The sequence below is a fragment of the Sporanaerobacter sp. PP17-6a genome (assembly GCF_900095615.1).
In the GTDB taxonomy this organism is placed as follows: domain Bacteria; phylum Bacillota; class Clostridia; order Tissierellales; family Acidilutibacteraceae; genus Acidilutibacter; species Acidilutibacter cellobiosedens.
In genome coordinates, this window is the sequence record NZ_FMIF01000002.1 from 72,176 (window position 1) to 94,883 (window position 22,708).

Sequence of the window (22,708 nt, forward strand, 5' to 3'; positions counted from 1 at the left end):
TTTGTGAATATCCTAATCGCTGAACATTTAGGTTTTTGCTTTGGAGTTAAAAGAGCTGTAGACTGTGCGGAAAAAGAAATTAAAAATAAAGGAGAAAATCTTTATTCTTTAGGACCATTAGTACATAATCCACAGTTAACAGATCGTTTAAAGGAACAAGGTCTTGGGATAATAGACGATATAAAGGATATAAAGGCTGGAAGAGTTATAATAAGATCTCACGGTGTTCCTTTGAATATTTATAAGATAATAGAAGATAATGATTTGAAATTAATAGATGCTACTTGTCCTTTTGTTAAAAATATACAAAAAAAAGTTAAAGAATTTTTTGATAAAGGCTATAAAATAATAATAATAGGTGATAAATATCACTCAGAGATAATCGGCATTAATGGATGGTGTAATAACGAAGGCATAATCGTAAATAATAAAGAAGAAGCAGATGCATTACCGGAGTTTGATAAAATATGTGTTGTTTCTCAAACTACAAATAGAAAGGAAAAGTTTGACGAGATATCTAACATAATTTTAAAAAAGGGAAAGGAAGTAAAGCTCTTTAATACTATATGTAATGCAACGGATTTAAGGCAGACGGCTTGTAAAGAAATTGCTGAAAAGTCAGATGCCGTGATAGTTATTGGAGGATTTCAAAGTTCTAATACAAACAAATTAGTGGAAATAAGCAAGAAATATTGTAAAAATGTTTTTCATATAGAGACAAAAAATGATTTACCTATAGAGAAAATCTCAAAATTTAATACAATTGGAATAACTGCAGGTGCCTCTACACCTGAGTGGATAATTAAGGAGGTTATCAGTACAATGGAAAATTATAATAATGAGGAAGATATAAGAAAAGCTCTGGAGGATTCTGTTATAAGACTTCATAGAGGAGAAATAGTTAAAGGAAAGATATTATCAGTGACAGATAATGAAATAATGGTAAATGTAGGATATAAGTCCGATGGAGCGATTCCAAAAGAAGAATTGTCGAATGATCCCTTTGTAAATCCAAAGGATTTATATAAAGAAGGCGACGAAATAGAAGTATGTGTATTGGATTTAGACGATGGAGAAGGAAACGTATTATTATCGATTAAAAAAGCTCAGGAGAAAAAAGGCTGGGACGAAATAGAAAATATATTTAAAGAAGGAAATGATATTGAATGTAAAGTAACGGAAGTAGTCAAGGGAGGAGTCATAGCAATTGTCAATGGAATAAGGGCTTTCATTCCGGCTTCTTTGGCTTCAATGAAATACGTTGATGATCTTGACGTTTTTAAAGGTAAAACAATTAAAGTTAAAATAATAGATATAGACAGAAATAAAAATAAAGTGATTCTTTCAAGAAAGGCTGTAGAAAAAGAAGAATTGGAAGAAAAGAAAGAGTCCCTATGGAATACATTAAGAAAAGGTGACATTATAAAGGGAACAGTAAAGAGGTTAACTAATTTCGGAGCTTTTGTAGATTTAGGAGGATTAGACGGTCTTATACACATATCGGATTTATCCTGGAGTCATATTAAACATCCATCGGAGGTAGTAAAAGAAGGGGATAATGTTGAAGCTGTAATTTTAGATTTCAATAAGGAAAACAACAGAATATCTCTTGGATTAAAGCAAATAGTTCCTGAACCGTGGAAAGTGTTTATAGATGAGAATAAAATAGGAGACATTGTTGAGGGAGAAGTTGTGAATTTGCTTGATTTTGGAGCTTTTGTAAGATTAAAGGAAGGAGTAGACGGTCTTATTCATGTATCTCAAATATCAAATGAACATATAAATAAGCCTTCTGATGTATTAAAACTTGGAGAAATAGTCAAAGCTAAAATTATGGACATAAAAGAAGATGAAAGAAGAATAAGCTTAAGTATTAAAGAAATAGAAAAAAAAGAAGAACCACTTAAGGAAGAAGAAAAGGTCGATATTCCTAAGGAAGATATGAATGTTACTATAGAAGATGTTATTAAAGAAGATAAATAATATTAATAGGGGCTTGAATAAAATTAAAATTTTTGCAGATAATAACTATTGACCTCACAAACTACATCAAGACCCCCTTTACATTATTTCTGTGGCTTAAAAGCCGCAGATTTTTTTATGGGTATAATTTTAAATAATTGAAAGACGACAATTAAAATGATAATATAATTATAAATTACCTGTTTAAATAATTGTAAAGGAGTTAATATATGGACAAGTACGAAGATTTTAAAAAGCAAATAAACAGTCTCTTAAATATTGATTTAAACTATTATAAGGAAAAACAGATGAAAAGAAGAATTACTTCTTTACTTACAAGAAATAACTATAAAGATTTTGATGATTATTATTTGGGAATTAAAAACAATAAAAAGATATTGAATGAATTTATTAACTATCTTACCATTAATGTATCGGAATTTTATAGAAACCCAAGTCAGTGGCATGTTCTTGAAAATTATATTTTACCTGATATTATAAAAAAATGTAAAGGCTCCCCTAAAGTATGGAGTTCGGCTTGTTCAACCGGCGAAGAGCCCTATTCAACAGTCATGCTTTTAAGTAAGTTCTTTGATTTGAAAAATATAAAAATTTTGGCAACGGATATTGATGAAGAAGCAATGAGGAAGGCTAAAATTGGTCTTTACAGTGAAAAATCTCTTCAAAACCTTCCTCTGGAATTTAAAAATAAATTTTTTGATAGGATAGAAAGTTCTTATAAAATAAAAGATACTATTAAAAATTGCGTTGATTTTAAAAAAATCGATTTACTAAAAAATCCTTTTCCAAGGGATATTGACTTATTAATATGCAGAAACGTAATGATTTATTTTACGGATAAGGGAAAGGAATTATTATATAAGAAATTTTTTGAAAGTCTAAGTAATGAAGGGGTATTATTTTTGGGAAGTACAGAACAAATTATACTTCCTGAAAGGTACAATTATAGGTCCATAAAAACATTCTTTTATAAAAAAATCTTCTATTAAAGCATTAATATATAAGGTCAAGTATAAATTATGGTTTATAAAAAATATTTAATTAATTCAAATAATTTTTTATGATATAATATTTTTGTAAATATGTAAAGGGGGGGTTCTTTTGGAAAGTACAGAATTTTTAGAGAGATTGTCCAATGGTTTTGGCCCATCAGGATATGAATATTCATTGAAAGACAGTATAGCTGATGTGATGGGAAAATATGCTGATGAATTAAAGGTTGATAACCTTGGCAATATAATTGCAATTAAAAGAGGAAATAAAAAGGAAAGCAAGATCAAAATAATGGTTGCAGCACATATGGACGAAATAGGACTTATGGTTACGGCCATTGAAGACAACGGATTTTTAAGATTTACTCAAATTGGAGGAATAGATCAAAGAACTCTTTTAGGACAAGAAGTAATAGTTCATGGGGAAAAGGACCTATTTGGAGTTATTGGCGTTAAACCTCCTCATTTGCAAACTCGCGATGAATTGGACAAAGCAGTTAAAATGGAGGATATGGCTATAGATATAGGGTATTCCAAGGAAGAAGTTGAAAAGATAGTAAAAATTGGAGACGTTATTACTATAAGAAGGAAGTTAACTCATCTCTTAAACGAGAAATATACAGGCAAAGCTCTTGATGACAGGACAGGAATAATTGCTCTTTATGAATGTATTAAAGAATTAAAAAAATTAAATCATGAAGCTGATGCTTACTTAGTTTCTACTGTTCAAGAAGAAGTGGGGACAAGAGGTGCCTATACGAGTACTTATGGAATAAATCCCGATATCGGTATTGCTGTAGATGTAGGATTTGCTTCATCTCCCGAGATACCGAAGGAATATACCTTAGACATTGGAAAGGGGCCTGGTATCACTATCGGCGGTAATATTCATCCGGGACTCAGAAAGAAGCTTGTTGAAATAGCAAAGGAATACAATATTCCTTATCAATTTGAAGTAGAGCCGGGGCCTACAGGAACGGATGCAAGAGCTATACAGATAAGCAGAGAAGGAATTCCCGCATTATGTATATCTCTTCCTTTAAAATATATGCATACTTCTGTAGAAGTTATAGACATGAATGACATTAAAAATACCGGAAAATTACTTGCTTTATTTATTGCTTCCATTTCAAAAGAAAATTTGGAGGGATTACTATGTTACTAAAAAAATTAACTGAAGCTTCCGGAGTATCTGGTAATGAAAGAGAAGTCAGAAATATTATCTTAGATGAAATAAAAGATTATGTCGATGAAGTTAAGGTAGATAGATTAGGTAATATTATTGCTTATAAAAAAGGTGAAACAAACAGTCCAAGGCTCATGGTAACCGCCCATATGGATGAAGTGGGTTTAATGGTTACCGGTTTTGGAGAATCCGGATTAATTAAGTTTACTACAGTAGGAGGAGTGGATAAAAGAATACTGGTTTCCAAGCCTGTACTTGTAGGAGAGAAAAAAATCCCCGGAGTCATAGGTGCAAAGCCAATTCATCTTCAAAAAAAGGAAGAAAGAGACAAGGCTTTAAATTTGGATCAGCTTTATATTGATATAGGAGCTGACAGTAAAGAAGAGGCTCAAAAAAATGTTGAAATAGGGGATTATGTTTCATTTCAAAGTAACTATGTTGAATTTGGTAAAAGTCTTGTTAAAGCAAAAGCATTGGATAACAGAACAGGATGTAGTATACTTGTTAACCTGTTAAAAGAAAAAACAAAGATGGAATTTTATGGAATATTTACAGTAATGGAAGAAGTAGGGCTAATAGGTGCAGGTCCTGCCGCTTATGCTATAGAGCCTGAAAGAGCTATTATATTGGAAGGAACTTTATGTTATGATATGCCCGATACTGACGGCCATCTGACTTCTACTACCTTAGGAAAAGGGCCGGCAATTTCTCTCATGGATAGAACTACTGTATTTGACAGAGATATGAGAAAAAAAATTGAAGAAACTGCTAAAAAATATAATATCCCTTATCAGTACAGGAAAATAAGTTCAGGAGGAAACGATTCGGGAAAGATTCACCAAGCCAAAGGAGGATGTGTTACAACAACTATATCTGTTCCATGCAGATATATTCATTCGCCTATATCCGTAATGTCTAAGAATGACTATGACAATACTTTTAAATTAGTAAAATCTGTTATTACCGAAATGGAAAAGGGGGATTTTTAAATGAATTTTAATGGAGAACTGTTAAAAAATCTGGTTAGCATATATTCACCTTCCAGTAATGAAGAAAATATAAGAAATTTCATATCAAAAGAGATAAAAAACTATGTAGATGAAGTTGAAGTAGATCCGCTGGGGAATTTAATTGCTCATAAAAAAGGAAGCGGAAAAAAGATAATGATAGCAGGTCATATGGATCAAATAGGACTTATGGTAACAGACATCGATAAAAACGGATTCTTAAGATTTACCAGTGTAGGAGGCATATCTCCTTTTGTATCACTGAGTCAAAAAGTGGTTTTTGAAAATGGCACTGCAGGAGTTATTTTTGCAGAACATATGGATGATATTTCTAAGCTTAAACTTGAAAATATGTTTATAGATATCGGGGCATTAAATAAGGAAGATGCGGAAAAGAAAGTATCCATCGGAGATATATGTGTGTATAAATCGGATTATGATGAAAACGATAATGCGGTATTTACAAAATGTTTAGATGACAGAGTTGGATGCTTTATAATGATTGAAACTCTTAAAAATATTAAAAAAACCGTTAATGATTTATATTTTGTGTTTACCGTTCAGGAAGAAGTAGGAACAAGAGGTGCCAAAACATCCGCTTATAAGGTTAATCCTTATATGGGGATTGCTTTAGATGTAACAGGGAGCGGAGATACTCCAAAAGCTAAAAGATTTGCCATATCCTTAAATAAAGGAACTGCAATTAAAGTAAAGGATAACTTGGTAATAGCTCATCCTTTAGTTAAACAGCTTATGATTGATACGGCTAAAGAAAATGGTATTCCATATCAATTAGAGGTATTAGAATATGGAGGAACAGATTCAGGGGCAATTCATCTTACAAGAGAAGGAGTTCCGTCAGGAGTTATATCCGTACCCACAAGATATGTTCATTCTACAGTGGAGATGGCGGCAAAAGATGATATTTTAAATTCCATCAAGCTGCTAACTAAATTATTGGAAAAAGAAATCTAAAATAAATTTAAAACAAAATGAATGGTTAGGCCATTCATTTTGTTTTTTGTTATCTGATTTTATATAAATTTAAATAATAACAAAAATTCATGTCAGTATTTGATATAAAAAAATAGGAGGAAATATCGGATATATAAAGAACTACTAAATATTAGGATTTTAATGAGGGGGAATAGAGATGTTGGAAACTGACAAAGAATATACTATTTCTGAAGTATCTGAAACTACCGGATATCCTCCACATGTTTTAAGGTATTATGAAAAAGAATTTGTGCTGGATATTCCAAGAAATGAATCAAATCATAGATATTACACGTATAAAGAAATAGAATTGTTTCAGTATATTAAATCACTTCAAGAAAAGGGATTTAGTAATAAGCAAATAAAGCTTATAATAAAAACTCCGCAAATGATGATGTCAGACCAAGATGAAACAGCCATAACCAGCATAGTGCCAAATAAAAGTTTTGATGTGGCAAATATTGATACAACGGAAATATCTAAAGAAATCAGCGGAAATGTTCAGCAATTACTTTTGGAGGAATTGGTCCCTATATTAAAAAACGGAAACGAACATAGCATTAATACCATAAACGAATTAAAGGAAGAAATAATAATGTTGAGAAATGAAATAAACAGTAAAGAAAGGGATGTTCTTATATGTGAAAATGCTAAGCTTAAAATGAAAGTAAAAGAAAAATCATATGAAGTAGCAGAATTGAAGGAAAAAATAAATAGGAGAGAAAATAGTGAAAGCAATTTTTTTAAGAGAATATTCAAGTTTGGCAAAAATGAATGAACGATAATTTTAAATTTCATTTTGAAATTGTCATTCAAAAATATTTATTTGTATTTGCAATATTCAAAAACAAATTATGCATTTTTTTAAAAAATCATTGAAATTTTTTCGATTATATGTTATTATTTTTATAATGAACCAAGGGGAGCGAATAGCTATGAAGAAAAAATGCATAGAGAAAAAAAGCAAAATTAAAAAAATATGTGATTATAAAAAGTGCGGAGCCATAACTTGCATAAATAATAATAAAGGTTTTTGTGATTGTGATGTATGCGAATTATATGAAAATATTCTTATTCAAGAGGATTAATTTATGAAATTCGTTATATTGCACATATTATAAAAATACCTCTGATTAAGTATTAATTAGAGGTATTTTTATTTTTTAAAACATTTATTTAGACCATATCTTAAATATATCTTTCATAAGTATCCATATAAGAGCAACAGAAAAGAAAAATATTGATATTGTATACAAAATAATTACTCTTAATAAATAAAATTTAGTAGACTCCCTCTTCTTTTTTGTTAATATTACAATTTGAATTAGTGGCAATATCCCCCCAATCCAATGGTACAAATACCAAGTATATATATTTTTTCTTGTATAAAATAACAGATAAATATTAAGTATTTGCATAGCAATTAATAAAATTTCTGGCATATGTCACTTTACTCCTAATATGGATTTCAAAAAAGATTTTCTTAATTTATAATATTTTTTTATCCGGATAAACCTTTAACGCTTCATTGAGTATATACATAGCTCTCTCCAAATCCTTTACGTTCAAGCAATAAGAAATTCTTACTTCATCAATTCCAAGGCCTTTTGTGGCATAAAATCCTTCTGCTGGAGCCATCATTACAGTTTCATTATCTATACTAAAATCAGTTAAAAGCCAGATAATAAAATCTTCTGCATTTTTAACAGGTAGTTTGGCCATAACATAAAAAGCTCCATGGGGTTTTTCACAGATAACTCCTTTCATCTCTTTCAATGCATTATAAACCGTATCTCTTCTTCTTACATATTCATTTTTAGTTTCTTCAAAGTATCTCTCGGAAACATTAATTAAATTACAAGCACCTACTTGTTCTAAAGTTGCAACACAAAGCCTTCCTTGACAAAGTTTCAATATTTCCTTAATCAGCTTCTTATTCTTTGAAGCAACACATCCAATTCTAGCCCCGCATGCACTATACCTTTTCGATATACTGTCTACTAAGATAACGTTATCTTTTATATCATCCAAATAACAGAAACTAATGTGTTTTAACCCATCATATATAAACTCTCTATAGACTTCATCAGCAACTATGTATAAGTTGTATTCTTTTGCTATATCTCTAAGCATATATATTTCTTTCTCAGTATATACTGTTCCAGTGGGATTTCCCGGATTAGACAAGAGTATTCCTCTTGTTTTAGAAGATATTAATTTTATTATTTCCGATTTGTCAGGTAAATGAAATCCGTCTTCTGCTTTTGTAGTTATTGGAATTACCTTTACTCCTGTCATAGTACTAAAACCGTTATAATTTGTGTAGAAAGGTTCTGGAATAAGTATTTCTTCGCCATCATCACATATGGCCATTAAAGAAAATATAAGAGCCTCACTTCCGCCATTTGTAATAAGTATTTCATCCTCATCAAAATAGATGTTATGCTTTTTATAATATTCAATAAAACTTTTTATTAATTCCGGCATACCTGTAGACAACTCATAACTAAGAACTTCTTCTCTATAATTTTTTATTGCGTCAAAAAATTCATCAGGAGTTTTAATATCAGGCTGACCTATATTGAGATGATATACTTTCTTACCTTTTTTCCTTGCCTCTTGTGCTATAGGAGCTAATTTCCTAATAGGTGACTGCTGCATAGAAATTATTCTTTTAGAAAAATGCATTGGAAAAACCTCCTTAATAAAAATTTCGAAAATACATTTACTATATTAATTATCCATATTTATGATAACACAAAGCTCAAATAAATGATATACTTCTATATAATTAAATATTTAACATAAAATTCATAAATTATTGTTAAATATTTAAAAATATTTTTAAAATTGATGGAGTTATGGATTAATTTAATTCAAATTATTGCAAAACAGCTATTCTAAGGATATAATAATTATATAAATAAATTTAATAAAAATGGTTGGGAAAATAATAATAAAAGCGAGAAAACAACAGCCTTTTAAAGATTTTCTGCAAAGAATAATTATGTATTTCAGAGTAGTTGAACCTTAACATAAGATGTATTGAAATCACATATTGGAAAAGAAACGGTTCAAAATCTCTGCAGTTGAACCTTAACATAAGATGTATTTGAAATTTGATTGATGTAAATAAAAATTAATTTTGAGGAAGATATAAATGTTTATTAACTTTAAATCAGTATTTAATGCTTTAAAAATTATTTCTTTTCTTTTATTTGTATTTGCTTTAGCTCAAGTACTTACTCCTTTAAAAATACAACTGTATGGTTCCGAGTGGTTGTTTATGTATTCATGCTGTATTCTTGGAACTATTCTGGGTATCATTGGTAATAAAAACAAGAATACAATACCATCTATTAAAAAGATAGGGAAAATCGGAGTGTTCGGAAATCTAATAATGGTCATTATGTTCTTTCCTCCTTTGTATTTTATTTGGGGAACTTGGCTGGAATCTATATTTTGAATAACTGCCTAAATAAAAAGTAGTTGCTTTACATTTAAAAATAATCTTGTATAAACATGAATATTTTGGTAAAATAGAAGAGGAGTAATCGGAAAAGCAAAGTAAACAGGTCCGATTACTTTATTTTTGAATTATTAATTTATAATTTAAATATATGCCATTGAGCAGTAGAAGTCGGTCTTACAATTCTTTTTAGTTTATGTTTTGCTTATTTTGTAAAAAATATGCTATAATTAAAACATATAAAAAGATAGGAGATAAATAATAAATGAAACAAAGTTACTATAAAAAAGGCAAATATTGTATTTTTACATACGGTTGTCAAATGAATGAACACGATAGTGAAGAAATAGCTTGGATGTTGGAGAATATCGGATATGAACATACAGATAATATTGAAGATAGCAATTTAATTATATATAATACATGTCTTATAAGAGAAAATGCCGAATTAAAAGTGTACGGTAAACTGGGAGAATTAAAAAAATTAAAAAGAAAAAGACCTGATATAATATTATGCCTGTGCGGATGTATGATGCAAAGAGAGGAAATAAGAAATATTATATTAAAAAAATATAAACAAGTTGATATAATATTCGGAGTAAACAATATTCAGAAGCTCCCTCAATTAATTGATACTCATCTCCAGACGGGTAAAACCATCGTAGATATTGAAGAGGAGTCCAGACAAATAGAAGAATCTATAGATGCAAAGCGAAAATATTCTTATAAGGCTTTTATAAACATAATGTATGGATGTAATAATTTTTGTACTTACTGTGTAGTGCCCTATACGAGGGGAAGAGAAAAAAGCAGGGAACCGGAAGATATAATTCGTGAAGCGGAAAAGCTTTCAAAAGAAGGATGCAAAGAGATCACCTTATTAGGACAAAATGTTAATTCTTACGGAAAAACTCTAAACAGAGATTACAATTTTTCAATGTTATTGAGAAATCTTAATGACATTGACGGTATCGAAAGAATTAGATTTATGACTTCCCATCCTAAAGATCTTTCTGACGATTTAATACTTACTATGGCTCAATGTGACAAAGTATGCGAGCACCTTCATCTTCCTGTTCAGTCCGGAAGCAACAAAATTCTTAAAGCTATGAACAGAAACTATACAAAAGAAAAGTATTTATCATTAGTATCCAAGATTAAGGAGAGAATACCTAATATTGCTTTAACGACGGATATAATAGTAGGATTCCCGGGAGAAACAGAAGAAGATTTCGAGGGAACAATCGATTTGGCTAAAAAATGTAAATATGATTCTGCCTTCACCTTTATATATTCCGTAAGGGAGGGGACAAAAGCTGCAGAAATGAAGAATCAAGTTCCGGATGAAATAAAACATAAAAGATTTCAAACTTTGCTGGACGAACTTTATCCTATTTTTAATGAGAATAATTTAAAATACAATAACAAGGCTGTAGAAGTTCTGGTCGAAGAAATCAGTAAAAATAACCCAAAGATGCTTACGGGAAGAACGAGAACAAATAAATTGGTACATTTTAAAGGAAACAAAGATCTTATAGGAAAACTGATCAATGTTAAAATAGATACCACCAAAACTTTTACTATGGAAGGACATATATTGGATAACAGCATTGCTGGAGGGGATATCTTTGAGTAGTTTAACACCGATGATGAATCAATATAAAAAAATTAAATCTAATTATAAAGACTGCATTCTTTTTTTCAGGCTTGGAGATTTCTATGAAATGTTTTTCGAAGATGCTCTTACTGCGTCTAAGGAGTTGGAAATTACTCTTACTCAAAGGGATTGTGGCCAGAAGGAAAAGGCTCCTATGTGCGGAGTACCTCATCACGCGGTAGAACCTTATATTGCGAAATTAATTGATAAGGGATATAAAGTTGCTATCTGTGAACAATTGGAAGATCCTAAATTTGCAAAGGGTATAGTGAAAAGAGATATAGTGAAAATCATATCTCCAGGAACTATAACTGATACAAATGCCTTAGATGAGAAATCAAATAATTTTATAGCATCTTTATATATGAATGAAGAAGGGGTAGGCCTTACTTATGCCGATATCTCAACAGGAGAAGTATATACAACGGAATGTATGGGAAATGAAAAGGATATTTATAATTTTATATTAGATGAAATAGGGAAAATAAATCCTTCTGAGATATTGGTCAACGAACTTCTTTATAACAATAAAAAGATTATGAATTTTATCAGAAATAGGATAAATGCTTATATAGATAAGTATGATGACGGTATAATAGATGAAGAGGATTATATAGACAAAGTTCAGAAACATTTTAATATAACCGTTAATGAAAAAAACAGCTTATTTAATAAAAACTATTCCATAAGGTCTATGGGAGTGCTGTTAGATTATTTATACAGTACCCAAAAAAATTCTCTTGACCATTTAAAAAATATATCCTATTATGAATTCAATGAATACATGATTTTAGATATTAATGCAAGAACAAATCTGGAGATAGTGGAAACCATAAGGGGAAGAGAAAAAAAAGGTTCTTTATTGTGGATACTTGATAAAACTTCTACTGCAATGGGAGGAAGACTTTTAAAAAAGTGGTTGGAGCAACCTCTTTTAAGCATAAGGGATATAAATAAAAGGCTTGATATAATAGACATTTTTGTAAATGATATTATATTTATGGATAAGGTCAAAGATTCCTTAAGTAAAATATATGATTTAGAGAGATTGTCAGGTAAGATTTCCAATGGAAACTGCAATGGAAGGGATCTAATTTCATTGAAAATTTCTCTCGAAAATTTACCTTTAATTAAAGACCTTCTTATTAATTCCACTTATGAACCGTTAATTACATTAGGAAAAGAAATCGATTGTTTGGAAGATGTTTATAATCTGATAGACAAATCCATAATTGATGACCCTCCCGTATCGTTAAAGGACGGAGGGATAATAAAAAGTTCATATAATGAAGAGTTATGTGAACTGAGGAATCTATCCCATAATGGGAAAGGCTGGCTAAGTAATTTAGAAGAATCCGAAAAGAAAAAAACCGGAATAAGGTCATTAAAAGTCGGATTTAATAAAGTATTCGGATACTATATTGAGGTATCCAATGCAAATTTAGATTTAGTACCTGATAATTATATAAGAAAACAAACTCTATCCAACGCGGAAAGGTTTATAACTCCCGAATTAAAAGAAATGGAAGCTAAAATTCTCGGAGCAGAAGATCGAATGATTAATTTGGAATATAAATTGTTTGTACAAATTAGAGATGATATAAAAAAGGAAATGGATAGGATACAAAGAGTAAGTAGGATTATTTCTAAATTAGATGTATTGAATTCTTTATCTCAGGTATCCTATAAGAATAATTATGTAAGACCTCATATAAACAATGAAGAGAAAATAGAGATTAAAAACGGAAAGCATCCAATTGTAGAAAAGATGTTAGAGAATAATGATAAATTTTTTGTTCCCAATGATACCTGTTTAGATGAAGAAAATAAAATGCTCATTATCACAGGACCTAATATGGCCGGAAAATCTACTTATATGAGACAGGTTGCTTTAATCACATTAATGGCACAAATAGGATGTTTTGTGCCGGCAGATTCGGCGGATATCGGAATTGTAGATAAAATATTTACCAGAATAGGTGCTTCAGATAACTTATCTCAGGGAGAAAGTACTTTTATGGTAGAAATGAATGAAGTAGCTAATATAATTAAAAATGCCACGGAAAAAAGTTTGATAATATTAGATGAAGTGGGGAGAGGAACGAGTACTTTTGACGGATTAAGTATTGCAGGAGCAGTTGTAGAGTATATAGCTCAACATATTAAAGCTAAAACTCTTTTTGCCACCCATTATCATGAATTAACTCAATTGGAAGATAAGATTGACGGGGTTAAGAATTTTACGATAATGATACAAGAAGAAGGAGACAGTATTAAATTTTTAAGAAAGATTGTCAGAGGAAGCAGTGACAGAAGCTATGGAATAGAAGTTGCCAAACTATCAGGAATAGATGAGAGTATCATTAACAGAGCAAAGGAAATATTAGCAGAGATTGAGATGAAGAATTCCGGTATCACAGATGATAAAAAGTCATCTTCCGAGACAAAAATAAAAAAGAAGAATAAAAATAATCAAATTGATCTCTTCCAAATTAAAAAGGATAAATTAATTGAAGAGATTAAAAATATAAATATATTAAAACTTACTCCGATGGATGCCATGAATATATTATATAAACTGGTTGAAAACGTAAAAAATCTATAGGGAGAAAATGGTATGTCAAAAATTAAACTGTTAGATGAAAAAACAAAAGCTCAAATTGCGGCAGGAGAGGTAATAGAAAGGCCGGCTTCGGTCGTAAAAGAGCTTATAGAAAATTCAATAGATGCGGAATCAAAATTTATAGTGATTGAGATAAAAAATGGTGGGAAGTCCTATATAAGAGTTACCGACGACGGAACAGGAATAGACAAAGATGATATAGACTATGCTTTTTTTAGATATTCTACAAGTAAAATAAGATCTGTTGAAGATTTAAATCATATATATTCTTTGGGATTTAGGGGAGAAGCCTTAGCAAGTATATCCACCATAGGGAAAGTTGAAGCTTTGACAAAAACTCGTGATAACAACATGGGTATTCAGGTATTGGTAGAAAACGGGAAGATTAAAGAGAAGAACATTATAGGTTGTCAGGATGGAACCACCATGATCGTAAAAGATATTTTTTATAATCTTCCTGTAAGGCAAAAATTTTTAAAGGATGAAAATGTAGAATCAAACTATATAGGCAATATAGTTAATAAGTTATCCTTGGGAAATCCAAATATATCTTTTAAATATATTAGGGATAACAAAATGACTTTAAAAACTCCTGGTAATGGAGATTTATCTTCCTGCATATATTCTGTTTTAGGTAAGGAAATTTTAAAGGGATTGATTGAAGTTAAAAGCACTTATGACAGCATAAAAGTATATGGTCTCATATCAAACAACAACGTCTACAGAGGGAACAGAAGTCATCAATATATATATATAAACGGCAGATATATAAAAAGCTATTTTTTATCGGGGATAATACAGGAATGTTATAGATCCCTAATCCCTATAAACAAATATCCTGTCTTTATATTATTTATAGAGATGGATCCACAGTTAATAGATATAAATGTTCATCCTACAAAGCAGGAAATAAAATTTAAAAATGAAAAAGCTGTTAAAGATGTAGTTCAAGGAATTATAAGAGATAGTTTAAAAAGCGGTTTGAAAATACACGATATAAATTTTACAGAAAGTAAGAAAGATGAAAAATCCAAAGAAAATATTGATTATATAGATATAGTTACAGAAAATAGAGATGATAAACATTATAATGATAATGTTTATGATTATTATAATGAAAAAATTGAAGAACAGCAAAAAAATGGCTATAATAATTATAATGAAAGAGAAATAGTAGTTATCGATGAAAGAGAAAACAATACCCAAAAACCTCATGAAGAATATAATTTTATAGATAATAATACCGTCCAAATCAAAAACATTTTTAAAAATTGCCGTAAAGTTGGAATATTGTTTTCAACTTATATATTATTGGAAGACAGAATTAATGATTATGTATATTTGATAGATCAACATGCTGCTCATGAAAGAATTATGTATGAAAAGTATAAGAAGGAATATGAAAATGAAAATGTGGCAGTTCAAATGCTTATCAGTCCAGAGGTCTTAGATTTAACTAATGATGAGCTAAATTTAGTAAAGGATAATAAAGAACTTTTTAACAAGCTGGGCTTTGAAATAGAAGATTTCGGATATAGCAGTATTTTAATAAGAGGAGTGCCTTTAATATTTGGAAAACCCAATAATAAGGAATTGATATATTTAATAATAGATTCGCTGAATAATAATATTAAAAGTAATTATGAAGTAAAAATCGAAAAAATCATGAAAATTGCATGTACAAGTGCAATTAAAGGTGGAGATAAAATTCATGATATGGAAATAGATAGTTTAATCAATGAACTTGGAAAAGCAGAAAATCCTTTTACTTGTCCTCATGGAAGGCCTGTATTTATAAAGATGAGCAGAAAGGATTTAGAAAAAGAATTTAAAAGAATTATATAATTAAATAAAATAGTAAGGATGAGCTTGATGCCTAAAAAAATTCCTCTTTGTATTATAGCAGGACCGACTGCAGTAGGAAAAACCGACATATCCATATCCGTAGCTGAAAATTTAAATGGAGAAATTATCTCGGCAGATTCCATGCAGATATACAAATATATGGATATAGGAACCGCAAAAGTAAAATTTGAAGAAATGAAAAATATTCCTCATTATATGATAGATATAGTTTACCCAGATGAAGAGTTTTCCGTAGCGGATTACAAGAAAAGAGCAAAATACTATATCAATAAAATAGACCAGAATAATAAATTACCTATAGTTACAGGAGGAACAGGATTTTATATTAATTCTCTTATATATAATTTATCTTTTACTGAAGTTCCTTCTAATCAGGAATTGAGAAATAAATATGATTTATTGTGTAAAAATTATGGAATGGAGTATATTTATGAAGAATTGAAAAAAGTAGATGTTTCCTCTGCCAAAAGGATAAATCCGAATGACAAAAAGAGAATAATCAGAGCATTGGAAATATATTATACTACCGGAAAACCTATGTCTTATTATTATAAAGATTTCAGAAAAAGGAATAATTCTTATAATGCTGTAATAATCGGAATAACTATGGATAGGGAAAAATTATATAAAAGGATTAACAAAAGAGTTGAAAAAATGATAGAGGAGGGATTAATAGAAGAAGTAAATACGCTGCTTAAAATGGGTTATGGCCCAGAATTGGTTTCTATGCAGGGTATAGGATATAAAGAAATCATTCCTTATTTAAAAGGAAAGACTACATTGGAAAATGCCATATCATCTATTAAAACTAATTCCAGAAGATATGCAAAAAGACAACTGACTTGGTTTAGAAGGGAAAAAAATATCGAATGGGTTAATTTAGACAATTACAAAAGCATAGAAGAGGTTTCCGATCATATTATTAAATATGTTATAAATAAATTAAATCTAAACAAAAACAAGGAGGGTTAAATTTTGAAAACAGCTATTAATTTACAAGATGTATTTTTAAACAGGGTAAGAAAAGAAAATGTAAGTATAACCGTATTTTTGATTAATGGTTATCAATTGAGGGGATATGTAAAGGGTTTCGACAATTATATAATAATACTGGATACTGATGGAAAACAACAGCTAATATATAAACATGCTATATCAACTATAGTTCCAACTAAGGTTCTTAACGTTTCAGGAAAAATTTTGGAAGAAGAGGACTAATACAAAACCGGAAGGACGAAAATAACAAATGAACAAGTACACAATGAATGTATTATGCAAGGAATTCGGAATAAAAGAAGAAGTTATTAATTATACACTTAAGAGGGAAAGTTTAATCAAGGATAAATTTAATGATATTAATGAAATAAAGGAATACAATCAATATAAAGTCATTAACGCAATGCATAAGGCAAAATTAAGTTCATCAGATTTTCATTGGACAACAGGATATGGTTATGGAGACATAGGAAGAGATAAGGTAGAAAAAATTTATTCCTATGTTTTTAATGGGGAAGATGCTTTAGTAAGACCTACTATTGCATCGGGGACTCATGCCATTACATTAGTGCTTTCCGGAATATTAAGGCCTGAGGATGAATTTATTTGTATTACAGGGAGTCCTTATGATACTCTTCAAAAAATTATAGGAATTAAGGGACATGCGAAAGGAACTCTATTAGAGTATAATATAAAATATAAAGAAGTCCCTTTGGATAAAAACAACAGAATAGATTTAAAAACTGTACTTGAAACAATATCGAAAAAAACCAAATTGATACTTATTCAAAGATCAACAGGGTATAGTTCTCGAAATGCACTAACTATTGATGATATAAAAGAAGCAATAAAAGAAATAAAAGAGAAATTCCCCAATATAATTATAATGGTAGATAATTGCTATGGTGAATTTACTCAAAGATTGGAACCTATTGATGTAGGCGCGGATATAATGGCAGGATCATTGATAAAAAATCCAGGAGGAGGGATAGCTCTCTCCGGAGGATATGCAGTAGGGAAGAAGGAGTTAATAGAACTGGTAGCCTGTAGAAGTACTGCTCCTGGATTAGGAAAGGAATGCGGACTTACCTTTGGAACTACCCGCTCTACATTACAAGGGCTGTTTTTGTCGCCTCATGTAGTGTCGGAAGCCATGAAAGGAGCACTGCTAATGGCTTCTGTTTATAAAGGTCTTGGATTTAGAATTGTTCCGGATTTAAATGATGAAAGAAGTGATATAATCCAGGGAGTACAGTTAGGGACTCCTGAAGGGGTAGAAGAGTTTTGCAAAGGAATTCAGCAGGCTTCTCCTGTCGATTTCTATGTCACTCCGGAGCCATGGGATATGCCTGGATATGAAGATAAGGTTATAATGGCAGCAGGAGGATTTATAGATGGATCTTCTATTGAGCTTAGTGCCGACGGACCTATGAGGGAACCTTATTTTGCTTATTATCAGGGAGGGTTAACCTATGAGCATTGTAAGCTTGGAGTGATGATAAGCTTGAACAATTTATATAAAAAGAATTTAATAGAAAAATGTAAGTTGATTTGATCGGCTTACATTTTTCTATTATTTAAATAAGTTCTACATTTACTTTATCCAATATATTAGCTATATCTTTACCGGGATAATCTTCCGTTACTATAGCATCTATGTCATTCAGAGTAGCAAATTTAAAACTGCCGTCAAAATAAAACTTTTTATTTTCCATGACAAGATAGATAGTCTTACTGTTTTTTATTACGGCTTTTTTTGTATTTCCATCGTCAAAATCAAAAGTTGTAATACTTTTATCGAATATATTTATACCGCAACTACCTATAAAAGCTTTGGAAAATCTATAATTTAAAATACTTTCAATTGTCATGGAACCTGTAAAACCGTTCAAAGCCTTATTTACTATACCTCCCGGACAAATAATCTTAATATTATTTTCATTACTATTTATAACCGATATAATATCCAGCATATTTGTTACTACCGTTAATTTTTTATCGGATTTTGAAATAAGTTTTGCAAGAAGTATATTGGTTGTAGATATATCTAAAAATACAGTTTCATTATTTTCTATTAAATTAAAAGCTTTTTCAGCAATCACAGCTTTAGATTCTAAATTTAAATTTCTTCTCTCGTCTATATTTTCATACAGAGCAGATTTTCGTATAGGGACAGCTCCACCATAAGTTCTTTTCAACAAATTTCTTTTTTCAAGTATTTTTAAATCCTTTCTGATGCAATCCTTAGTAACGTTAAATTTTTCACTCAAATCGTTGACGACAACTTTCCCTTCGTTGTTTAATACATTCAGTATTTCATTATGTCTTTCTTCTGTGAACATTTTAGACATCTTTTTAAATCACCCTTTTGTTCTAATAAATTAATTATATTATATATTATTTCAATGATAAAAAACAACAATACTCCATTGAAATATATATCAATTAGTAGTATAATAATAAAGAGCAAACAATAATAAAAAATATTAAACAATAAGTTTGTATATTATTATGTATAAATAAAAGGGGAGAGTAGAAAAATGAAATTTATGTTTGATACGGCTAATATTGAGGATATTAAAGAGTACAAAGATATTTTTCCTATAACAGGTATTACAAGTAATCCAAGTATTATAAAAAAAGAAGGTAAAATTGATTTTTTTAATCATTTTAAAGAAATACGAAAAATATTGGGCTTTGAAAAAAGCATCCATATTCAGGTTGTGGCTGAAAATTGTGAGGGTATAATAAAAGACGCAGAAACAATACTTGAAAATATAGATAATAAAATATATATAAAAATACCTGTTACCGAAGAGGGATTGAAAGCTATGAGATTATTAAAATCCAAGGGAGTAAATATTACTGCAACGGCAGTTTATACAAAAATTCAAAGCCTTTTGGCTCTTGAAACAGGAGCTGATTTTATTGCACCGTATTTTAACAGAATGGAGAATATAGGTATAAATCCAAGAGAGGTAATAGAAACAACAGCAAATATGATAAATAAATATAATTATTCAACAGAAATACTTACAGCAAGTTTTAGAAATATAGGGCAGGTCGTAGATGCATTTTCTTCAGGTTCACAAGCCGTAACAGTACCACCTCAAATTTTACATGATTCACTTATGATGCCTTCAATACAAAAAGCTATAGGAGATTTTACTTTAGATTGGGAAAACATCTTTGGAAAAGAAAAGTCTATCTATAATTTATAAATAAAGGGAAGAGCTTCGATGAAAAAAATAATAGAAAATGATATTAACATATCTGCTTCTGTATCATGTATGGACCTTTGTCATCTAAAAAAGGATATGGAAGAAGTAGAAAAGAGCGGGGTATCTTTTTATCATTTTGATGTAGTGGACGGAAAATTTAACAGGTGTTTTATCTTAGGTGAACCTACTTTAAAATGTATGAGCAAAGAAACCGATTTACCTATTGAAGTACATTTAGCAGTATATGAGCCCGAAAAATTTATAGAGAATTACGCTAAAAATGGGGCGGATTATATAGCAGTTCATTATGAGGCTGTGAAAAATTTCAATAAAATATTTGGTATGATCCGCCATTACGGAGCAGAACCAATACTTGCCTATAAATCAACAACTCCGCCGGGAGAGGATTTTATATCATTGGCAAAGGAAGTCCCGTGGATATTAAAGCTTACAGTTAATCCGGGATTTTCGGGACAAAAAATGCAAACTACAGCAGTTAAACATATTCGTCAGATGAGAAAAATGTTAAATGATGCAGATTTAAAGACAAGAATTCAAGCAGATGGAAATGTTAATGTAAGTACAATTCCAATAATTGTAAAGGCAGGGGCTGATATTTTAACAGGTGGAACGTCAGGATTGTTTTTAGAAAATTATACAGTAAAAAAATGCTGCTCCAAGATGATTGAAGCTGCCAAAAATGCTATGTAAAGAATTACATTTTTCTAAACAATCCTATGACTTTTCCCAATACTATTACATTTTTAACGATTATAGGATCCATTGTAGGATTTTCAGGTTGAAGCCGTATATGGTCTTTTTCCTTAAAAAATCTTTTAACGGTAGCACTTTCTTCGTCAATAAGTGCTACGATTATATCACCGTTTTCGGCAGTAGTCTGTTGCCTTACTATTACATAATCTCCGTCGTATATTCCCGCATCGATCATACTTTCTCCATAGACTTTCAACATAAAGACATCATTATCTGCCACAAAATTTTTAGGCAGGGGAAACATGCCATCAAAATTTTGTACCGCAAGAATAGGCTGACCGGCAGTAACCTTTCCTATAATGGGGACTTGAACAGTTTTTCTACTGGAATTGGTATAATCACCGTAAAGTATTTCTATGGCCCTCGGTTTAGAAGGGTCTTTTTTTATGTAACCCTTTTTTTGAAGTTTTTCTAAATGAGCATGAACGGAAGAAGTAGAACTTAGTTTTACAGCACGGCATATCTCTCTGACAGAAGGGGGGTATCCTTTCTGATTTACTTCATCTTTAATAAAATTTAAAATTTCAGATTGTTTCGCATTTAGATCTTCATACATATAGAACACTCCTATAAAAAATTTATTACAAGAATTATAACATACAAAATTACAAAATTCAAACATAAGTTCTATAAGATTAATCCTTTGTCTTGATTTTAGAGAGAGGATTACTTTTTACAGCTTGTCTCAATCTTTCGTCATCTATATGGGTATATATTTGAGTAGTAGCTACGCTTTCATGGCCTAAAATTTCCTGTAAAGCTCTGATATCAACATCGCCGTATTTATACATCAATGTAGCTGCCGTATGTCTCAATTTATGGGTAGAATAAACAGATGTATCTAAACCCGCATCTTTTAAATATTTATCAACCATATGCTGAACAGCTCTATTGCTGATTCGCTGCCTTCTTTTGCTCAAGAATAAAGCTTCCTTTTCCTTATCAGAATAAGGGCGGACATCAATGTATCTGCTAATAGCTTCTATACATGATTCATTTAAGTAAATAGTCCTTTCTTTATTTCCTTTTCCTATTACTGATAAGGTATCATTTCTAATCTTATCCATGTCTATACTTACAAGTTCGGATAGTCTGAGACCGCAGTTAAGAAATAGGGTAATAATTGCATAATCTCTTTTCCTATATATTTCATTTGGATTTTTTTGTACAACATCCAAAAGATTTTCTGCTTCTTCTAAAGTTAAATAAACGGGTTGGCGGTTATCCTTCTTGGGAAATTCTAAATTTTCAGCGGGATTTTCTTCTATAACTTCAATTATGCTAAAAAGATAATGGAAAAAAGAACGGATGCTTGCTACTTTTCTTGATTTTGCATAATTGCCGTTGTTTCTCTGTTTATCTATATAAGAAATATATCCGTGGAGGTCCTGAAGACGAATTCTTTTTATCAATTGGATATCAACATCATCAATATTTATATTGTCGTAAGAAATATTTTTATCCACTAATTTAAATCTTTTTTTCATAAATCTAAGCATAGTTCTCAGATCAAAGTAATATTCCTTTACCGTGTTTGGAGATTTTCCCTTAATTGTCTCCATATAATCCAAGTAATCTCTTAGTATAGCCGGCATGTTTTCCATATCATATCATTCCCTTTCGAAAAAAGTTTAAATCTTAGTCACAAAATAAACATTTTGTGACTAATGTTATATATTCGATAAAGAATTGAAAAATCCTTCTTTAGAATATAAAAATATTTTTATTAGCATAAATTATTTTAGTTTTATTCTATAAGTTTTATAATTTTGTCTAATAACCATAATAATTATCCTGCTGTTTACTTTATTTAGTAATTTATTATACTGTAATTTTTAATATCCACGGAATTTACTTTGCCAATGATATAAAATCTTTTTTATCTTTATTCTTCAGTTAAAGAATCCTCAATAAGTTTTCATAATTTTATTATGTAAA

At 30.1% G+C, this 22,708-nt stretch carries 20 protein-coding genes; 16 read left to right on the forward strand and 4 right to left on the reverse strand.

The window, feature by feature from the left end; all coding sequences use genetic code 11:
- Positions 1-3 precede the first annotated feature (3 nt).
- From PP176A_RS01445 to PP176A_RS16145, 7 genes are all read left to right on the forward strand, one after another.
- A complete protein-coding gene (locus PP176A_RS01445; protein WP_071138665.1) occupies positions 4-1,983 on the forward strand; it encodes a bifunctional 4-hydroxy-3-methylbut-2-enyl diphosphate reductase/30S ribosomal protein S1 in 1,980 nt (659 codons plus the stop codon).
- A 209-nt stretch (positions 1,984-2,192) separates the two neighbouring features.
- Positions 2,193-2,972: a CheR family methyltransferase gene (locus PP176A_RS01450; protein WP_071138666.1), complete on the forward strand. Its 780-nt coding sequence runs from the start codon at positions 2,193-2,195 to the stop codon at positions 2,970-2,972.
- A gap of 112 nt (positions 2,973-3,084) precedes the next feature.
- The gene (locus PP176A_RS01455; protein WP_071138667.1) at positions 3,085-4,140 is read left to right on the forward strand and encodes a M42 family metallopeptidase; all 1,056 of its coding nucleotides are present in this window, start codon (positions 3,085-3,087) and stop codon (positions 4,138-4,140) included.
- Positions 4,131-5,150, forward strand: a complete 1,020-nt coding sequence (locus PP176A_RS01460; protein ID WP_071138668.1) for a M42 family metallopeptidase — start codon at positions 4,131-4,133, stop codon at positions 5,148-5,150. The genes PP176A_RS01455 and PP176A_RS01460 overlap by 10 nt, the downstream gene beginning before the upstream one ends.
- A complete protein-coding gene (locus PP176A_RS01465) occupies positions 5,151-6,143 on the forward strand; it encodes a M42 family metallopeptidase (protein ID WP_071138669.1) in 993 nt (330 codons plus the stop codon).
- Positions 6,144-6,321: 178 nt separating this feature from the next.
- Positions 6,322-6,942: a MerR family transcriptional regulator gene (locus PP176A_RS01470; protein WP_071138670.1), complete on the forward strand. Its 621-nt coding sequence runs from the start codon at positions 6,322-6,324 to the stop codon at positions 6,940-6,942.
- Positions 6,943-7,099: 157 nt separating this feature from the next.
- Entirely contained in the window at positions 7,100-7,252 is a 153-nt protein-coding gene (locus tag PP176A_RS16145) for a hypothetical protein (protein ID WP_159429021.1), read from the forward strand.
- A 400-nt stretch (positions 7,253-7,652) separates the two neighbouring features.
- Here PP176A_RS16145 and PP176A_RS01480 read toward each other — a convergent pair whose 3' ends face one another.
- Positions 7,653-8,852 carry a pyridoxal phosphate-dependent aminotransferase gene (locus PP176A_RS01480; RefSeq protein WP_071138672.1) on the reverse strand — a complete coding sequence of 400 codons (1,200 nt, stop codon included), beginning with the start codon at positions 8,850-8,852 and terminating at the stop codon, positions 7,653-7,655.
- Between the two features lie 472 nt (positions 8,853-9,324).
- Between PP176A_RS01480 and PP176A_RS01485 the strand changes: the two genes are divergently transcribed.
- The 7 genes from PP176A_RS01485 to PP176A_RS01515 all read left to right on the forward strand — a co-directional run bounded on the left by PP176A_RS01485 (position 9,325) and on the right by PP176A_RS01515 (position 18,330).
- On the forward strand, positions 9,325-9,630 hold the full coding sequence (locus PP176A_RS01485; protein ID WP_071138673.1) for a hypothetical protein: 306 nt from the start codon (positions 9,325-9,327) through the stop codon (positions 9,628-9,630).
- A 268-nt stretch (positions 9,631-9,898) separates the two neighbouring features.
- Positions 9,899-11,269, forward strand: coding sequence for a tRNA (N6-isopentenyl adenosine(37)-C2)-methylthiotransferase MiaB (miaB, locus tag PP176A_RS01490; RefSeq protein WP_071138674.1), 1,371 nt, complete (start codon positions 9,899-9,901; stop codon positions 11,267-11,269).
- Entirely contained in the window at positions 11,262-13,895 is a 2,634-nt protein-coding gene (mutS, locus tag PP176A_RS01495; RefSeq protein WP_071138675.1) for a DNA mismatch repair protein MutS, read from the forward strand. Before miaB ends, mutS begins: the two co-directional genes overlap by 8 nt.
- Before the next feature lie 12 nt (positions 13,896-13,907).
- Entirely contained in the window at positions 13,908-15,758 is a 1,851-nt protein-coding gene (gene mutL, locus PP176A_RS01500) for a DNA mismatch repair endonuclease MutL (protein ID WP_071138676.1), read from the forward strand.
- Positions 15,759-15,785: 27 nt separating this feature from the next.
- Positions 15,786-16,751, forward strand: coding sequence for a tRNA (adenosine(37)-N6)-dimethylallyltransferase MiaA (gene miaA, locus PP176A_RS01505; protein WP_071138677.1), 966 nt, complete (start codon positions 15,786-15,788; stop codon positions 16,749-16,751).
- 3 nt (positions 16,752-16,754) lie between these two features.
- On the forward strand, positions 16,755-16,997 hold the full coding sequence (gene hfq / locus PP176A_RS01510) for an RNA chaperone Hfq (RefSeq protein WP_200795939.1): 243 nt from the start codon (positions 16,755-16,757) through the stop codon (positions 16,995-16,997).
- Positions 16,998-17,025: 28 nt separating this feature from the next.
- The gene (locus PP176A_RS01515) at positions 17,026-18,330 is read left to right on the forward strand and encodes a methionine gamma-lyase family protein (RefSeq protein ID WP_071138679.1); all 1,305 of its coding nucleotides are present in this window, start codon (positions 17,026-17,028) and stop codon (positions 18,328-18,330) included.
- A gap of 22 nt (positions 18,331-18,352) precedes the next feature.
- Here PP176A_RS01515 and PP176A_RS01520 read toward each other — a convergent pair whose 3' ends face one another.
- A complete protein-coding gene (locus PP176A_RS01520; RefSeq protein WP_200795940.1) occupies positions 18,353-19,126 on the reverse strand; it encodes a DeoR/GlpR family DNA-binding transcription regulator in 774 nt (257 codons plus the stop codon).
- Between the two features lie 189 nt (positions 19,127-19,315).
- On the opposite strand from PP176A_RS01520, the gene PP176A_RS01525 reads away from it, so the two are divergent.
- Both PP176A_RS01525 and PP176A_RS01530 read left to right on the forward strand, forming a co-directional pair.
- Positions 19,316-19,996 carry a fructose-6-phosphate aldolase gene (locus PP176A_RS01525; RefSeq protein WP_071138680.1) on the forward strand — a complete coding sequence of 227 codons (681 nt, stop codon included), beginning with the start codon at positions 19,316-19,318 and terminating at the stop codon, positions 19,994-19,996.
- Positions 19,997-20,014: 18 nt separating this feature from the next.
- The gene (locus PP176A_RS01530; RefSeq protein ID WP_071138681.1) at positions 20,015-20,707 is read left to right on the forward strand and encodes a ribulose-phosphate 3-epimerase; all 693 of its coding nucleotides are present in this window, start codon (positions 20,015-20,017) and stop codon (positions 20,705-20,707) included.
- A gap of 4 nt (positions 20,708-20,711) precedes the next feature.
- Here the strand turns inward: PP176A_RS01530 and lexA are convergent, their stop codons facing one another.
- A complete protein-coding gene (lexA, locus tag PP176A_RS01535) occupies positions 20,712-21,326 on the reverse strand; it encodes a transcriptional repressor LexA (RefSeq protein ID WP_071138682.1) in 615 nt (204 codons plus the stop codon).
- A 79-nt stretch (positions 21,327-21,405) separates the two neighbouring features.
- Positions 21,406-22,374 carry a tyrosine recombinase XerC gene (locus PP176A_RS01540; RefSeq protein WP_071138683.1) on the reverse strand — a complete coding sequence of 323 codons (969 nt, stop codon included), beginning with the start codon at positions 22,372-22,374 and terminating at the stop codon, positions 21,406-21,408.
- Positions 22,375-22,708: the final 334 nt, after the last annotated feature.

Excerpts from the sequence above, each read along its gene's own strand:
- PP176A_RS01450 (WP_071138666.1), top strand. The coding sequence starts at position 2,193 with ATGGACAAGTACGAAGATTTTAAAAAGCAAATAAACAGTCTCTTAAAT.
- PP176A_RS01460 (WP_071138668.1), top strand. The coding sequence starts at position 4,131 with ATGTTACTAAAAAAATTAACTGAAGCTTCCGGAGTATCTGGTAATGAA.
- PP176A_RS01465 (WP_071138669.1), top strand. The coding sequence starts at position 5,151 with ATGAATTTTAATGGAGAACTGTTAAAAAATCTGGTTAGCATATATTCA.
- PP176A_RS01470 (WP_071138670.1), top strand. The coding sequence starts at position 6,322 with ATGTTGGAAACTGACAAAGAATATACTATTTCTGAAGTATCTGAAACT.
- PP176A_RS16145 (WP_159429021.1), top strand. The coding sequence starts at position 7,100 with ATGAAGAAAAAATGCATAGAGAAAAAAAGCAAAATTAAAAAAATATGT.
- PP176A_RS01480 (WP_071138672.1), bottom strand. The coding sequence starts at position 8,852 with ATGCATTTTTCTAAAAGAATAATTTCTATGCAGCAGTCACCTATTAGG.
- PP176A_RS01485 (WP_071138673.1), top strand. The coding sequence starts at position 9,325 with ATGTTTATTAACTTTAAATCAGTATTTAATGCTTTAAAAATTATTTCT.
- miaB (WP_071138674.1), top strand. The coding sequence starts at position 9,899 with ATGAAACAAAGTTACTATAAAAAAGGCAAATATTGTATTTTTACATAC.
- mutL (WP_071138676.1), top strand. The coding sequence starts at position 13,908 with ATGTCAAAAATTAAACTGTTAGATGAAAAAACAAAAGCTCAAATTGCG.
- miaA (WP_071138677.1), top strand. The coding sequence starts at position 15,786 with ATGCCTAAAAAAATTCCTCTTTGTATTATAGCAGGACCGACTGCAGTA.
- PP176A_RS01515 (WP_071138679.1), top strand. The coding sequence starts at position 17,026 with ATGAACAAGTACACAATGAATGTATTATGCAAGGAATTCGGAATAAAA.
- PP176A_RS01520 (WP_200795940.1), bottom strand. The coding sequence starts at position 19,126 with ATGTCTAAAATGTTCACAGAAGAAAGACATAATGAAATACTGAATGTA.
- PP176A_RS01525 (WP_071138680.1), top strand. The coding sequence starts at position 19,316 with ATGAAATTTATGTTTGATACGGCTAATATTGAGGATATTAAAGAGTAC.
- PP176A_RS01530 (WP_071138681.1), top strand. The coding sequence starts at position 20,015 with ATGAAAAAAATAATAGAAAATGATATTAACATATCTGCTTCTGTATCA.
- lexA (WP_071138682.1), bottom strand. The coding sequence starts at position 21,326 with ATGTATGAAGATCTAAATGCGAAACAATCTGAAATTTTAAATTTTATT.
- PP176A_RS01540 (WP_071138683.1), bottom strand. The coding sequence starts at position 22,374 with ATGGAAAACATGCCGGCTATACTAAGAGATTACTTGGATTATATGGAG.